General features: G+C 56.5%; 13 protein-coding genes. 3 read left to right on the top strand and 10 right to left on the bottom strand.

Annotated elements, in window-relative coordinates:
* Position 1 precedes the first annotated feature (1 nt).
* The 8 genes from FQB27_RS09165 to FQB27_RS09130 form a co-directional block, all read right to left on the bottom strand.
* Positions 2–673 carry a CpaD family pilus assembly lipoprotein gene (locus FQB27_RS09165; protein WP_169560714.1) on the bottom strand — a complete coding sequence of 224 codons (672 nt, stop codon included), beginning with the start codon at positions 671–673 and terminating at the stop codon, positions 2–4.
* A gap of 4 nt (positions 674–677) precedes the next feature.
* Positions 678–2,090 carry a type II and III secretion system protein family protein gene (locus FQB27_RS09160; RefSeq protein ID WP_169560713.1) on the bottom strand — a complete coding sequence of 471 codons (1,413 nt, stop codon included), beginning with the start codon at positions 2,088–2,090 and terminating at the stop codon, positions 678–680.
* Between the two features lie 13 nt (positions 2,091–2,103).
* Positions 2,104–2,997 (bottom strand): Flp pilus assembly protein CpaB, encoded by an 894-nt coding sequence (cpaB, locus tag FQB27_RS09155; protein WP_169560712.1) that lies wholly within the window; start codon positions 2,995–2,997, stop codon positions 2,104–2,106.
* A 74-nt stretch (positions 2,998–3,071) separates the two neighbouring features.
* Positions 3,072–3,587, bottom strand: a complete 516-nt coding sequence (locus FQB27_RS09150) for an A24 family peptidase (protein ID WP_169560711.1) — start codon at positions 3,585–3,587, stop codon at positions 3,072–3,074.
* Between the two features lie 74 nt (positions 3,588–3,661).
* The gene (locus tag FQB27_RS09145) at positions 3,662–3,883 is read right to left on the bottom strand and encodes a Flp family type IVb pilin (RefSeq protein ID WP_169560710.1); all 222 of its coding nucleotides are present in this window, start codon (positions 3,881–3,883) and stop codon (positions 3,662–3,664) included.
* A gap of 83 nt (positions 3,884–3,966) precedes the next feature.
* Complete coding sequence (locus FQB27_RS09140; protein ID WP_169560709.1) at positions 3,967–4,212, bottom strand: Flp family type IVb pilin; 246 nt, start codon at positions 4,210–4,212, stop codon at positions 3,967–3,969.
* A 660-nt stretch (positions 4,213–4,872) separates the two neighbouring features.
* Positions 4,873–6,570 (bottom strand): methionine--tRNA ligase, encoded by a 1,698-nt coding sequence (metG, locus tag FQB27_RS09135; RefSeq protein WP_169560708.1) that lies wholly within the window; start codon positions 6,568–6,570, stop codon positions 4,873–4,875.
* A 108-nt stretch (positions 6,571–6,678) separates the two neighbouring features.
* On the bottom strand, positions 6,679–8,043 hold the full coding sequence (locus FQB27_RS09130) for an MBL fold metallo-hydrolase (RefSeq protein WP_169560707.1): 1,365 nt from the start codon (positions 8,041–8,043) through the stop codon (positions 6,679–6,681).
* Positions 8,044–8,437: 394 nt separating this feature from the next.
* Here FQB27_RS09130 and FQB27_RS09125 point away from each other — a divergent pair, with 394 nt between their 5' ends.
* Together FQB27_RS09125 and dusA are read left to right on the top strand one after the other, a co-directional pair.
* Positions 8,438–10,270: a potassium/proton antiporter gene (locus FQB27_RS09125; protein ID WP_169560706.1), complete on the top strand. Its 1,833-nt coding sequence runs from the start codon at positions 8,438–8,440 to the stop codon at positions 10,268–10,270.
* An 85-nt stretch (positions 10,271–10,355) separates the two neighbouring features.
* Positions 10,356–11,321, top strand: a complete 966-nt coding sequence (dusA, locus tag FQB27_RS09120; protein ID WP_169560704.1) for a tRNA dihydrouridine(20/20a) synthase DusA — start codon at positions 10,356–10,358, stop codon at positions 11,319–11,321.
* Between the two features lie 52 nt (positions 11,322–11,373).
* Here dusA and FQB27_RS09115 read toward each other — a convergent pair whose 3' ends face one another.
* Positions 11,374–11,769, bottom strand: coding sequence for a DoxX family protein (locus FQB27_RS09115; RefSeq protein ID WP_169560702.1), 396 nt, complete (start codon positions 11,767–11,769; stop codon positions 11,374–11,376).
* Between the two features lie 127 nt (positions 11,770–11,896).
* Here FQB27_RS09115 and FQB27_RS09110 point away from each other — a divergent pair, with 127 nt between their 5' ends.
* A complete protein-coding gene (locus FQB27_RS09110; protein ID WP_169560700.1) occupies positions 11,897–12,829 on the top strand; it encodes a LysR family transcriptional regulator in 933 nt (310 codons plus the stop codon).
* On the opposite strand, the gene FQB27_RS09105 is transcribed toward FQB27_RS09110, so the two are convergent.
* On the bottom strand, positions 12,819–13,583 hold the full coding sequence (locus FQB27_RS09105) for a hypothetical protein (RefSeq protein ID WP_169560699.1): 765 nt from the start codon (positions 13,581–13,583) through the stop codon (positions 12,819–12,821). The genes FQB27_RS09110 and FQB27_RS09105 overlap by 11 nt on opposite strands.
* Positions 13,584–13,634 lie beyond the last annotated feature (51 nt).

The raw sequence follows: 13,634 nt of genomic DNA, 5'->3' as shown, positions 1-13,634 counted from the left end.
ATTAACTGCCGGAATCCGCGCCAGTGCTGCGATAGGCCTTGATCGCGGCTGCGGCCCGCTCACCGTCATATCCACCCATGGGGGCAGGATCGACAAGGTCTTTGGGATTGGAAATCATCTGCACCAATCCAGAGGCGGTCGAACATCCCACATGGGGCAACGGCAGGTTTTCGTAGTTGAGGCCCGCCGGGCGGGTCCAGCCCTTGTTGCAGCTTTCATCACTGACAGTTGCAACATACTGTTCCCGGTAAATGCGGAGGCCGTCCCCAACCGCTTCGTTCACGATTTTTGGCTCCACGCGAAAGCCCTGATTTTCCAGAAAGCCGCCAATGGAGCCGAACCGCTTCTCGTTCAGGCCCGCAGCATCATTAAACGGCGGCAATTCCAGAAGAAACACATCCCGATAGCGGGCCTTTTGCGCCACCGCGAAATCCAGAATTCTTCCCTTTTCAAGGTCCGAGAGGTCCGCCCGTCCCCGGTCAAAGGAAACCTTGAGGATCGGTGTCACCTTTTCCACGCTGATCTGCTTTTGCAGCGTCGCATTTTCCGGCGATGCCGTCTGGACGAAGGTGCCGGTTTCCGGATCGATGGGCGCACAGGCCGCCGCTGTCAGGGCCAAAAGAAGCCCCATACCGGCCTGTTTCAGGCGCGTGTTCGAAATTACCATCGTCATTGCGTCACTCCATAATAAAGCCGGCGGGACCGACGAGTTTGACTTCCGGGCCTGCCAGCGCGGTTGCCGGGGCCGGTGTTCCGGATGATTGTTTCGGGGCCTCTGCTGTCGGTTTGAACAGTTCACCCTTGACGTAGCTGTCATTGCTGTTCGGCGGGATATAGCCGTCTGTTGGCAGGGCAATGCGGGAACTGACCGGCTCGACCAGATACGGGGTCACAATGATCACCAGTTCCGTTTCATTCCGCTGGAACGCGGTAGAGCGGAACAGGCTGCCAATGATGGGAAGATCCCCCAGCAAGGGTGTCTTGGTGACGTTATTGTCCTGATCACTGTTCAGCAGGCCGCCCAGAACAAAGCTCTGACCACTGGCAAGCTCCACCGTGGTTTCCGCCCGCCGGGTAATTAGGGATTGAACGAACACGCCGCCCACATTCAACGCGGACTGGGATGACAACTGGCTAACCTCAGGGCGCACTTTCAGGTTGATGCGCCGGTTCCCCACAATGTTGGGCGTGAAATCAAGGGAAACACCAAATTCCTTATAGGCAACGGAAATCACCCCGTCATCCTGCGGCACCGGAATGGGGAATTCGCCGCCCGCAAGGAAACTGGCTGATTCGCCGGACAGGGCGGTCAGGTTGGGTTCGGCAAGAACCGTGATCAGGCCTTCTTCCTCAAGCGCGTCAATCACCGATGAAACACTGGTTGTCCCGTCCGTAAACCCAAGGGCCAGAGCTGACTGGTTGCCACTCCGCAGGATATTGGTTCCCTGAACCAGATCCCGCCCTGTACCAAGACCAAACAGGAATTTTCCGGGTGTGGCGATATTTTCCCAGTTGACGCCCAACTGCTTGGTCACAGAACGCGCCACCTCGGCCACCTGCACCCGCAGGTTCACCTGCATGGACCCTTCGACAACAATCCGGTTGAAGACGTTACCGTCCCCCGCATACAGGCTTGCAAGGCGGCGGGCATCCTCGGCCACATCCGGTGTTGCGGCCCGGCCTGTCAGCACAATCCCGGTCTGCATGGAAACGGCCTTCAATCCGCCAGTGGGATCAAGATCCTTCAGGGCCGCCCCCAAAGATTCCACATCATGGGAAATATGGACCGGGGAATTCATCAAGACCTTGCCCTTGTTGTCCAGCGCGAACAGGTTGGTCTTGCCTGTCGTTTTCGCAAACACATAGATAATCGTCGGTGACTGCACCTGCACGTCGGCAAGGTCCGCATTCCCCACAAAAACCGATGCGGCCGGACGGTCCAGCTTGATCAGCTTTCCGTTGGCAACGGTCAGTTGCAGCGGATCCCCCGCATCATTGATCACTTCGGCCAGTTCCGCGGATTTCGGCAGGAAGGCCGCGAAGGCGAAGATCAGGCCCGCAACAGCCAGATTTGACAGAAACTTGGACATATTTCCCATACTCCTAATCGAAGGACTTTTTGTCCGCAGCTCCTGCGCGAACCACGACAACGGTTTTACCTGTACCGCCGGAACGGCGCGGTGCAGAAATCAGGGCACTGGCTTCACTATCCCATGTGTATCCCCGGCCCCGCTCTTCGGTCAGGGTCACCGGTTGACCCTCGGATTTTTCTTCATCCTCGGTTCTGGCGATACTTCTGAGGGACAGGGACAAACGGCCAATTTCGCGGGCAACGGAAATGATCTCCACCTCTTTCGGAGACACTTCAAGGGTGGCAATCCGGCGCACGGCGGCCTGCTGGTTCTGGTCGTTGGTGGACTGGTCCATGGCAACCACGCGCACATCTGTCAGAACGGTTTCGCTGGCATGGCGCGTACTCCCCTCGCCCCCTTCCGCGCCCCGGGTCACGCTGTGGGTCAGGACAACATCAACCCGGTCCCCCGGAAAGATGAAACCGGCAATCCCCGATGTTGCGTCAATATCAATGGAAATGGCCCGACTTCCGGGGCTGAGAACCGCAGCCAGAAAGCCGCTTTGGCCGGGCCGGACGGTGCGGCTGTCGGTGATTGGCTCGCCGGTTGTGATACCCCGCCGGACCACGGTTCCAAAAAACTCATTCATCGGCCGGACATTTTCAACCACATATCGCTCTTGCAGATCATCCGCCTTGGGCCAGACCTGCCAGGTAAGATGCTCTTCGCGGACCAGCGTCCCCGCGGGCAAATCCCGTGCGGCAACCAGAATCTTGACCTTGGGTTCCTCTTTCTTCTGAACAACCTCGGCGACCGGGCTGGCGACAACCGGTTGTGTCTGACTTCCGGCCCAATTGCGAACGAACCATATGGTTGTTCCGGCAATCAGCAACGCGAATACGACAAGAATGATTTTGCGAGCCATAGTAACAATTCCAGATATTTCGATTGGAAGAAAATCTATCGCGGGACTGCTTAATTTCCTGTTAAACCGGGAAATTAAAAATCAATTCCACTAATATAGGCGTAGGAATAAAACACTTTCAGACCACCCAGCGCGATGGCAACACCGTAGGGAACCGGCGCCCGCGCCCGCAAAGCGGCCCGAAGCCCGCCGCGTGTGCCAGAAGCCTCATCAGATTTCCGAAACGCCTCCCGCCCCAGCACAAAAACCACCAGCAATCCGCCCGCCAAGGCCATATAGATCAGAAACGAAAACAGGTGATCAATCCCCGCCCAAAGACAAAGCGCAGAGATCAGTTTGACATCGCCGCCGCCAAATAGCCCCAGCGCGAAAAGCCCGAAACCAAGGACAAACGCCCCCGCCCCAACAGAAAGCCCGGCAACCCAGTTCACATCAACCGGCGCGGTCAGAACCGCCACGGGATAAAGGGCAACCAGCGCAATGCTGATATAATTTGAGATATGGAAAGCCTTGAAGTCCGAGAAAGCCGCATACAGAACCAGACAGGCGGCAATAAGGATGGTGAGATTATAAACAGTCTGTACCCACATATCTTTCCTTTAGGGGCTATCCCTTTATCGGAGCTCATCTCTCGGAAACAATATCTGCGCCGCTGTTCCGAAGATCACGAGAAAGTGCAACTTCCGGTGCCACCCTCATCCGTAGAGAAGGTACCACCAACCGCCGCACAGAAACCATCGGTAATGTTAATAAAGGATTCGTTGATGGTCGTGCCGGTCGCCGTGAAGGCCACAACCCCGGCCACGGCAATAAGGGCGGCAATGAGGGCATATTCGATGGCGGTTGCGCCGGCTTCATTGGCCTTGAGACGTTTCCGAAAATCCACGACACCCTCCCCTCAGACAAAAAAACAGGGCATGCCCCTGAAAAAACGGGGCTGCGCTGTTGCCAGCGCAGCCCCCGCATTCATTAGCTGAATGAACAGTCGGCAGCCGTTGCCTCTGCATCAGCAGTCGCTGCGGCAGCAGCAGTATAAGTACCCCCGGCACCTTCACAGAGTGTGCTGGCGATTTCACCGAAAGATTCAAGGATTGTGTCGCCGAGGGCGGTAAAGCCGACAACACCAACCAGAGCAACCAGAGCGGCAATCAGGCCATACTCGATCGCTGTGGCACCAGATTCGTCTTTTGCAAATGAACGGAACAATTTCAGCATAGTCATTCTCCTAACAAGCTACAGGACGGTCATCCTGAATTTCAAACTTGGCTTTTTGAAACGGAGGATCTCTCCCCCTTGTTCAGACTTTCTTAGCGTGCGTCATGCAGCCCCTCGAAAAGCCCTTTATCTTCGTAAAGCGCTTTCCAAGTTTTCGCCTTGCCTCGCGCCTTGATTAGGAATTTGACATCAAATAATTAATCAATAGTTAAACGGGGTGCGTTTTTTGAGGTAAATTATTAATTAATTATTTGGTAAAAATTTACGAAACAAATAATAATAAATACATTATTTATTTAAATTATTTTTTTTACTTAAAAACAAAACATAAAAACTGCAAATGAGTATAACTCTACTTAAAAACGACAATAAACAACTACACTTAAAATCAAAACTTAATTACTTTTAATGAAAGAGGAAAATATTTACTTAAATAAAAAACCAGACTCACTTTCTGGTTTTCCCGAAATCAGGCGCTTCATTGTTGAAAATCACTCGCGATGCCTGTCGCCCCTTGCTGAAATTTCACAATTTTATTCCAGAACATTAACAATTGCCCCGGTCGCCTGACCTGCCTCTCTCCCCTGAAAACGACGAAGGGGGCTTAACCACCGTCAAGCCCCCTTCCATTCCATTGCTGGAAAAACCGTTTATTGCAGCTTATTCGGCATCGCTTCCGCCAAACCGGCTTTCCCATTCCGCAATTTCTTCATCACTGATCTTACGGAACAAAACATCGGGCACCGTAAATTCGTGGCCCGGCTTCAGGGTCTGCAAGACATCCATCATATCGCCTTCGATCCAGTCCCGATCTGTCAGACCAAGGCCCAGCGCCTCGGAAAGGCGGGAAGACGCGTCCGGGATAACCGGCGCACCAAGGATGGCAAACACCCGGATCAGGTTGATGGCAATGCGCAAGCTGGCGGCGGCCGCATCCGGGTCGGTCTTGAAGGCCGTCCACGGGGCTGCTTCCGTCAGATATTCGTTGCCCATAACCCAGATAGCGCGCAGCTCCTGCATGGCCTTACGGATCTGCAACTCGCTCATATGGGTGTTATAGGCCTCAATCCGCTTGGCAAGGGTCGCGGCAAGTTCTTTTTCCCGCTCGCCAATCTCGCCGCCTTCCGGCAGGGCGGACCCGAACTTGGAAGAACAGAATTTCAGGATGCGGTTTACAAAGTTGCCAAGGGTATCCGCCAGGTCCTTGTTCACGGTTCCGGCGAACCCGTCCCAGGTAAAGCTGCTGTCAGATGATTCCGGGGCGTTGGCCAGCAGATAATAGCGCCAGTAGTCCGCAGGCAGCATCTCGATGGCATCGGACATGAAGATACCGCGCTTCTGACTGGTGGAGAATTTACCCCCGTAATAGTTCAGCCAGTTGAAGCCCTTGATATAGTCCACCATCTTCCACGGCTCGCGGCTGCCCAGAATCGTGCCCGGGAAGGTCACTGTATGGAACGGGATATTGTCCTTGGCCATGAATTCCGTGTAGCGCACATCCTCGGCCTCGTACCACCATGACTTCCAGTCCCGGTTTTCAGGGTCCTTGTCTGCCCATTCCTTGGTGGCGGCGATATATTCGATCGGCGCATCGAACCAGACATAATAAACCTTGTCTTCCATGCCTTCGCGGCCAACGGGGACGCCCCACTTCAAATCGCGGGTGATCCCCCGGTCATGCAGCCCCTCGTCCAGCCACTTGAGGGCGATGGAGGACACCAGAACCGGCCAGTCCGGGTGCGTATTCACCCAGGCGCGAATTTCATCGGACAGTTTTGATTGCAGCAGGAACAGATGCCGGCTTTCCCGGACTTCCAGATTGGTGCTGCCGGAAACGGCGGAACGCGGCTCGACCAGATCCGTTGGATCAAGAAGACGGGTACAGCTTTCACACTGGTCGCCCCGGGCCTTGTCATATCCGCAGTGGGGGCAGGTTCCCTCCACATACCGGTCCGGCAGGAAGCGGTCATCATCCACAGAGAAAACCTGCTTCGTCACGCGCTCTTCAATAAAGCCGTTTTCAAACAGCTTGTTGCCGAAATGCTGGGTCAGTTCGTGGTTCTGCTGCGAGGAAGACCGGCCGAAATAATCGAACGACAGGTTAAACGCCTCGCCAAGCCGGGCCTGAACCTCATGCTGTTCGGCACAGAACTGCTCTACGGTCTGGTCTGCGGCCCGCGCTGCCAGCTCTGCCGGGGTGCCGTGTTCGTCCGTCGCACAGATCAACAGAACCTCTTCGCCCCGCGCCCGCAGAAAACGGGCATACAGATCGGAAGGCAACATGGATCCGACAAGATTACCCAGATGCTTGACACCATTGATGTAAGGCAAAGCGGACGTAATAAGATGACGGGTCATGAAAGCAATCCTGATGCTGTACGTAAATGCGGGTTTAACTGCGCCTTCTTTTACAGGAACAGGCCTGCCGGATCAAAGACCTTTTACAAACGGCCCGGTTTCCCGCCCCTATCCCCTGGTGGCTTCCTTCGCCGCACCGCCATTCGAGACATTGTTTCGAACCGAGTTCATTTTGCGGATCAGCAGGAAAATCACATCCAGACGCCCCAGCAGGGACAGCCCGATATGTAGCCCCATGGCGTTCAGGTTGCCAATGGCAAAACATTTGGCAAACCGGGAAAACCCGTCCGGCGCGCTTTCCTCAAAGCAGCCGTTCACAAACAGGGTGTCAAAGCCGAACTCGTTCCGAAACATGAAGTCGAGCGATGCGGAATGCATCTCCACATCGGCCTCCCCTGCCGCAACCCGCAAGTCCTTCATCATGTCGATCTCGACCACCTGCCCGCTCTCCGCAAGGCGGATGCGGGTTTTTCCGAAAGGCTTCAGGGGCAGCAATCGGGCCGCCAGCCCCATGATGGTCCGGGAATTTTTCCGGAATATCCGTTTCTGGTATTCCTTAAAACCCGCCGCCAGTTCCTCAGGCCTGAAACTCTCCTCATACCGAAGACCCGGCAGGTCCGATGCCCGGATAAAAGCCTCCTGCCACCAGCGGGCACTCTCCGGCCGGGCGGCCAGCGTTTCAAGCGGCTGAACCTCGCCCGGTTGCATGAACACAATCTCGGGCGTTTCATCCTTCAGGGCCGCAAGCACCTTGTCCGGGGTGTTCACCTCGTCATTCATGTAGCGGTTCAGGTCGTTTGAGAAATAAACAAAACTCGCGAACGGAATACACTTCTTGGGGGACAGATAGCGGAACTGCTTTCGCATGGCGTTCAGCTTGGAGCGAACCGCCCGCCGCCGCCATGCTGCATTATCCCGCCCGCCTTTCCACGCCGCGTAGCTGAATTGCGTCAACAGCACATCGCAGGTGCCATATCGGTCCTGAAAGGCCTGCAAGGTCCTGTCTTCATGCAGCGGACAGTCATTCAGGTTGAACACCGTCTGCCCCTCCACCTCCATCAGCAGGGCGGAATCATAAAGATCGCTTTTCGCAATTCGGACAGTGAAATCCTCGGACAGGGAATAACGCTCCCCCTCCGGGATTTCGATTACCTGAAACCCCTTGCCCTCCAGAAAGTCAGTGACCCGGCCATCCCGCGTCTTCTGGAACAGGATCGGGATGTTCCGCTGCTGCAGGATATCCCGGTATTTCATGAAGAAAGGCGGCGAAAAATGATCGGGATGTTCGTGGCTGATCCAGATATGGGTGGTCCGCTCCAGAAGCTGCCGAATATAGGCATCGTCATTTTCCACCAGAAGGCTCCACCCCTTGTGGAACACCGATCCGAAATACCAGGGGTCACTCAACACCGCGACCGTGTCACTGGACACAAGAACCGATGAATGATTAACAAACTCAATGCGGGCTGCCATATCCCTGACCACCTTTCCCCTAACCGGACCGGAAATTCATGGTGGCCAGCATAAACATCAATCCCCCGGTCAATCCACCCCAAACCGCCCTTGCCCCACTTCCGTGGCATCGACGCCGGACGCGGACTTTTGACAAGAAAAACAACACCTCCGCCCGTCTTCGACTGGAAAAAACGGCGCGAAACGGATACACTGCCCCTGTTATATTCCTGCAACCAAACCCAACCCGACTTCCAGTCCGGCGCCCATATGCCTCTGGTGCTCTTTTGGAGACCGGCCCGCTGTCTTCGCAACGGGCGAAGGCCACGGAAACGCCACGATTACACAGCACCATAACCGGCCTGATGCGGCGGGGAAAACGAGCCGACACTTACCTGACAAGGAGAGACCCTGAATGACCGAAACAATTGCACTTGCCACCCTGATCTGTGCGGGGCTTGTGGTCATTTCGGTTTTCACCAGCCTGATTTCCTTTCGGGTGGGCGCCCCTCTTCTTCTGGTTTTTCTGTGTATTGGCCTGATCGCCGGCGAGGACGGCATTGGCGGTATCGCGTTTGAAAATGCCCCTGTCGCCTATTTTGTCGGCAGTATCTCCCTTGCCGTCATCCTGTTTGACAGTGGCTTTGGCACCCGCCTCAAGACCTTTCGGGTGGCGGCGGCCCCGGCCATATTGCTGGCGACCATCGGGGTTGTTCTGACCGCCCTGCTGATTGCCATCCCCACCCGCTACCTTCTCGACCTGAGCTGGCTGGAAGCGTTGCTTCTTGGGGCTATTGTCGGCTCCACCGATGCGGCGGCCGTGTTTTTCCTGCTGCGGGTTGGTGGCATTCATATCCGGGACCGTATCCGTTCGGTTCTGGAAGTGGAATCCGGCTCCAACGACCCGATGGCCATCTTCCTGACCGTGACATTGGTGGAAATGGCCATGGCTGGCGGCGAGGGCCAGCAGGTCCTTTCATGGGATTTCCTGAATGCCTTCGTGACCCAGATGGGGCTTGGCATTGCCTGCGGGCTCGGCTTTTCGTTTCTGGCGGTGCATGCCATCAACCGCATCCGTCTGGAACCGTCCCTCTACCCGATCATCATTCTTGGCTTTGCCCTCAGCATTTTCGGCGCCACCAGCCTGCTGGGTGGCAGCGGCTTTCTTGCCGTCTATATTTCCGGGTTGGTCATGGGCAACATGGAATTGACCGGCAGTCTGACGCTTCGCCGCTTTCAGGAAGGCCTGACCTGGATTGCCCAGATCACCATGTTCCTCATGCTGGGTCTTCTGGCCACACCGTCCGCCTTTCCCGCCATCGCGTGGCAGGCGGTGGTGATCGGCCTGCTGCTGATGCTGGTGGCCCGCCCCGTGGCCATCTGGCTGTGCCTGATGCCGTTTGGCTTCAAAAGTAACGAGACAACCTTTATCGCCTGGGTCGGTCTGCGCGGGGCAGTATCGGTGCTGATGGGCATTCTGCCCATTGTTGGTGGGCTGGAAAGCGGGCAGACCCTGTTCAACGCCGCCTTTATCATTGTGCTGACCTCCCTCCTCCTGCAGGGCTGGACCGTGCGCCCGCTCGCCAAATGGCTGGGGCTGATCATCCCTCCCGATACCGGCGCGGTCGAGAAAATCGAACTGGAGCTACCCGGCAACGCCAATCATGAACTGGTTTCCTACCGGATTGCCGAAGACTGCCCCGTCTCGAAGGGGGAGCGCATTCCCCGCTGGGCCCGGCCATCCCTTGTGGTCCGCAATGACCGCTCCATGCAGATGCACGAAGCCGGACGACCGCAACCCGGCGACTATGTCTATATCTTCGTGCCGCCCCGCCTGATCCCCCTGCTGGACCGCCTGTTCGCCAGCGAACTGGTGCTGTCGGACGAGGATCTGGACTATTTCGGCGAATTTTCCATTGTGCCGGATACCCCGATCGGCAGCATTTCCGCCCTGTACGGCTTTCCTGTTCCCGAAGAAGAGGCCGGCATTTCCACCGGTGACTTCCTCAAGAAGCACCTGACCAAGCCCTTGGGGCGGGGGGATCGCATGCTGCTGGGAGATGTGGAACTGATCATTCGCGATATGGACCCGGAAACCGGCGAGTTGTCCATCGGCCTCGCCCTTGAACCGTCCGTGCCTGCGGCCGCCAAGTCACCGGCAGTGCAGCGCGCACAGGAATTCCTGATCATCGCCCGCGCCCGCCTGTGGCACCCGCTGCCCGGCAAAAGGGACAAAACCGACGCCTGATCCGCAATAAAACCGGTTTTCCCTTCCCTATCGGCCCCGCTTTTCATATATCAGGGGCAGTTTATATCGTAGAGGTTTGGACTCCATGCAGATCGACAGAACCGTATCCGTTGCGCCCATGATGGACTGGACGGATCGTCATGACCGGTATTTCCTGCGGCTGATCACGTCGCGGGCGTTGCTCTATACGGAAATGGTGACCACCGGGGCCATCCTGTTTGGGGATGAGGCGCGGCATCTGGCGTTTGATCCGGCGGAGCAACCGCTGGCCCTGCAACTGGGGGGCAGCAACCCGGACGATCTGGCGAAATGCGCCCGGATTGCCGAAGGGTATGGCTATCAGGAGATTAACCTCAATGTGGGCTGTCCGTCCGATCGGGTCCAGAACGGGCGGTTTGGCGCCTGCCTGATGGCAGAGCCGGAACTGGTTGCCGACTGCGTCCGCGCCATGAAGGACAGCACAGCCCTTCCCGTCACCGTCAAGAACCGCATCGGTATTGATGATCTGGACAGCTATGAACATCTGAGCCGGTTTACGGACATTATTCGGGGCGCGGGCTGCGAGACCTTTATCATTCATGCCCGCAAGGCCTGGCTGACCGGCCTCAGCCCGAAAGAGAACCGAACCGTTCCGCCGCTGGATTACCCCCGTGTCTATCGGCTGAAACAGGATTTCCCCGATCTGGAGATCATCATCAATGGCGGCATCCAGACGCTGGAAGAGATTGACGAGCATCTACAACATGTGGATGGCGTGATGATCGGACGGGAAGCCTATCAGAACCCCTATTTTCTGGCCGCCATCGATGCCCGCTATTACGGCGTCAGCGACGATGCCCCGGAGCGCCATCAGGTGGTCACCGAAATCATTCCCTATATTGAGCGGGAAATGAAGAAAGGCGTCCCCCTCAAATCCATCACCCGGCATATGCTGGGCCTGTTTCAGGGACGCCCCGGCGCCAAGGCCTGGCGGCGGCATATTTCAGAAAACGCCCATCTGGAGGGTGCGGAACCGTCCCTGCTGCAAGAGGCCGCATCCAAGGTCCGATAACAAAAAACCCCGCCATACAGCGGGGTTTTTCATGCGAGACCTTGATAAGACCTTAGCTTCTTGAGGCTTTCAGCTTGCCATCAATGCTGAGCGCACCGGCACCATGCGCCACCAGCAGCAGCAAGCCGCCTGTCACAGCCACATTCTTCATGAACATGATCATTTGCATCTGGTCGTCAGGCTGAAGGTGGAACAGCAGGGCTGCCAGAAACGTAAAGCCGGCCAGCAGAAACGCAACAATGCGGGTCTGGAACCCGACGATCAGGGCGATACCCCCGCCCAGTTCAAGCAGGATCACCAACGGCAGCAGGCTGCCCGGAACCCCCATGGCCTCCATATAGCCCTGCGTGCCTTCATAACCGCCAATTTTTCCGTACCCGGCCATGACAAACATGATGGACAGCAAAATGCGGGCGACCAGGCTGACAAACGGGTTCAATTTTTCCATTTACTTATCTCCAAACCGGAATAACTCTCACCAGAAAAATATAGTCTACGAAAAGAAAAGAAATTGATATTTTTCACCAATAATTGTCTATTTTAAAGACAATTATACTTTCCAGACGAGGCCCCGAATGAGCCGCTTTCCCACCATCACCCTGCAACAATGGGCTCTGTTCAATGCCGTGATTGATCATGACGGATACCTGAAAGCAGCAGAGCATCTGAACCGCAGCCATTCATCCCTGCATCACGCCATTGCCAAGTTGCAGGACCAGTTGGGCCTGACCCTGATAACGGTGGAGGGGAAGAAGCTGAAACTGACGCCCATTGGGACGGTCCTGCGCCGCCGGTCGCAACAACTTCTGAAAGACGCGGACGAACTGGAAACCTTCGCCCGCCTTGCCAAGGAACGCTGGGAGCCGGAAATCACCATCGCCGTTGAAAATATCTTTCCAAAACACGCCCTGACCCCGGCCCTGCATGCCTTTCGGGAACGCAACCAGTCAACCCGCCTGCGCATTGATGAAGTGGTCCTGAACAGTGCCATCGAAGCCATTGAGGAAGGGAAAGCGGATATTGTCATCGCCCCCTATGTGCCGTCTGGTTATCTCGGGACACCGCTGACCCATATGGTTCTGTATCCCTACGCCCACAAGGACCACCCCCTGATCAAGGCCGGGCGCCCGGCCACACAGAAAGAACTGGCAGGTTCCCTGCAACTGGTGATCAGCGACAAGACCACCTCGCCCCGCCGGAAAGATATGGGATGGCTGAAATCAGAGCAACGCTGGACGGTCAGCAGTTTTGAACATGCCCGGGAAATCCTGCTGTCCGGCACGGGGTTCTGCTGGGCCCCGAAGCATGTCTTTGCGGATGCCATCGAGCGGGGCGATTTAAAAATTATCGAGACCCGGCACGAACTGCATCGCTCGGTCACCCTGTGCCTTGTGGTTCCCAAGGCGGATCAGGCGGGACCGGGGACCAACCTGATGGCCGACCTGATCCGGGCGGAAGCCCGCAAGGCCCTTCCCCCGCTACCGGAAGGCAGCCGTATCACACCCTGACGCTGACCCCGGAAAAGCTCTGTACAGCCTGATAGAGAACCCCGCGATAGGCCCGCTCTTCCGGTTCCTGAAAGGCCTTGATCTGCCTGCGCGTCTCTTTCAGAAAGGCAATAATTTTCCGGGCTTCCTCCGCCTGTTCCGAGGCGCATTCGGGCATGACCCCAAGTCCGGGGGCCGGACGGCGGAACACCCCCAGGCGGTGCCCCTCGATCATCTGAAGGCTGGAAAACTCAACCCGCTCCCCGGCCATGCTGATCACCATTGAACGGCCCGGATCGAAATCCACCAGTGCCGTCGACACACTGATTTCCAGCGCGAAACCACTGAAAATTCCCGTCTGGCCGGACCCACTGACCCCATAGGTCTGCTCGGTCCGGGCGAAACGGATATCAATGGACAAGGCCGCCGCATCCGCAGCAGTGCCCTCAATCAAATCGGACAGGGAATGAAGCGCCTTGGCCTGAAGAGCGACAAGGTCCCCCCCGGCCTTTCCGAAGGGCTGCAAAAAACCTTCAAGTTTTTCGGATAAGGCCGCCAGAATATCATCGGCTGACTTGTCACCCTCGCCAAATGGCAGGGAGACAAGCGGGGCGCTGTGATCATCCAAAAGTAGGGCATCAAAGCTGAAGGAGGCTTCCTGCACCCGTTGCAGGGAGAAAGACCGCAACCCCGTATCGGGGCGGGTCAGGAGAGAGGCCTCGGCAAAAGAACGATAGGAACGTGAGGCCGTAAAGCCCGCAATCAGGTCAGTCATCGTTTTACCTTTCTCTTTTCAAGAGTTTCCGGCTTCCTTCTGAAGCCTGAA

The organism is Sneathiella chinensis (genome assembly GCF_012720115.1).
Taxonomy (GTDB): Bacteria; Pseudomonadota; Alphaproteobacteria; order Sneathiellales; family Sneathiellaceae; genus Sneathiella; species Sneathiella chinensis.
The sequence above is the reverse complement of the archived record's forward strand: the minus strand, read 5'-3'. Positions and strand labels throughout refer to the sequence as shown.

What these genes read in the sequence shown, in the direction of transcription:
- FQB27_RS09165 (WP_169560714.1), bottom strand. Translation starts at nt 673, where the DNA reads ATGACGATGGTAATTTCGAACACGCGCCTGAAACAGGCCGGTATGGGG.
- FQB27_RS09160 (WP_169560713.1), bottom strand. Translation starts at nt 2,090, where the DNA reads ATGTCCAAGTTTCTGTCAAATCTGGCTGTTGCGGGCCTGATCTTCGCC.
- cpaB (WP_169560712.1), bottom strand. Translation starts at nt 2,997, where the DNA reads ATGGCTCGCAAAATCATTCTTGTCGTATTCGCGTTGCTGATTGCCGGA.
- FQB27_RS09150 (WP_169560711.1), bottom strand. Translation starts at nt 3,587, where the DNA reads ATGTGGGTACAGACTGTTTATAATCTCACCATCCTTATTGCCGCCTGT.
- FQB27_RS09140 (WP_169560709.1), bottom strand. Translation starts at nt 4,212, where the DNA reads ATGCTGAAATTGTTCCGTTCATTTGCAAAAGACGAATCTGGTGCCACA.
- metG (WP_169560708.1), bottom strand. Translation starts at nt 6,570, where the DNA reads ATGACCCGTCATCTTATTACGTCCGCTTTGCCTTACATCAATGGTGTC.
- FQB27_RS09130 (WP_169560707.1), bottom strand. Translation starts at nt 8,043, where the DNA reads ATGGCAGCCCGCATTGAGTTTGTTAATCATTCATCGGTTCTTGTGTCC.
- FQB27_RS09125 (WP_169560706.1), top strand. Translation starts at nt 8,438, where the DNA reads ATGACCGAAACAATTGCACTTGCCACCCTGATCTGTGCGGGGCTTGTG.
- dusA (WP_169560704.1), top strand. Translation starts at nt 10,356, where the DNA reads ATGCAGATCGACAGAACCGTATCCGTTGCGCCCATGATGGACTGGACG.
- FQB27_RS09115 (WP_169560702.1), bottom strand. Translation starts at nt 11,769, where the DNA reads ATGGAAAAATTGAACCCGTTTGTCAGCCTGGTCGCCCGCATTTTGCTG.
- FQB27_RS09110 (WP_169560700.1), top strand. Translation starts at nt 11,897, where the DNA reads ATGAGCCGCTTTCCCACCATCACCCTGCAACAATGGGCTCTGTTCAAT.
- FQB27_RS09105 (WP_169560699.1), bottom strand. Translation starts at nt 13,583, where the DNA reads ATGACTGACCTGATTGCGGGCTTTACGGCCTCACGTTCCTATCGTTCT.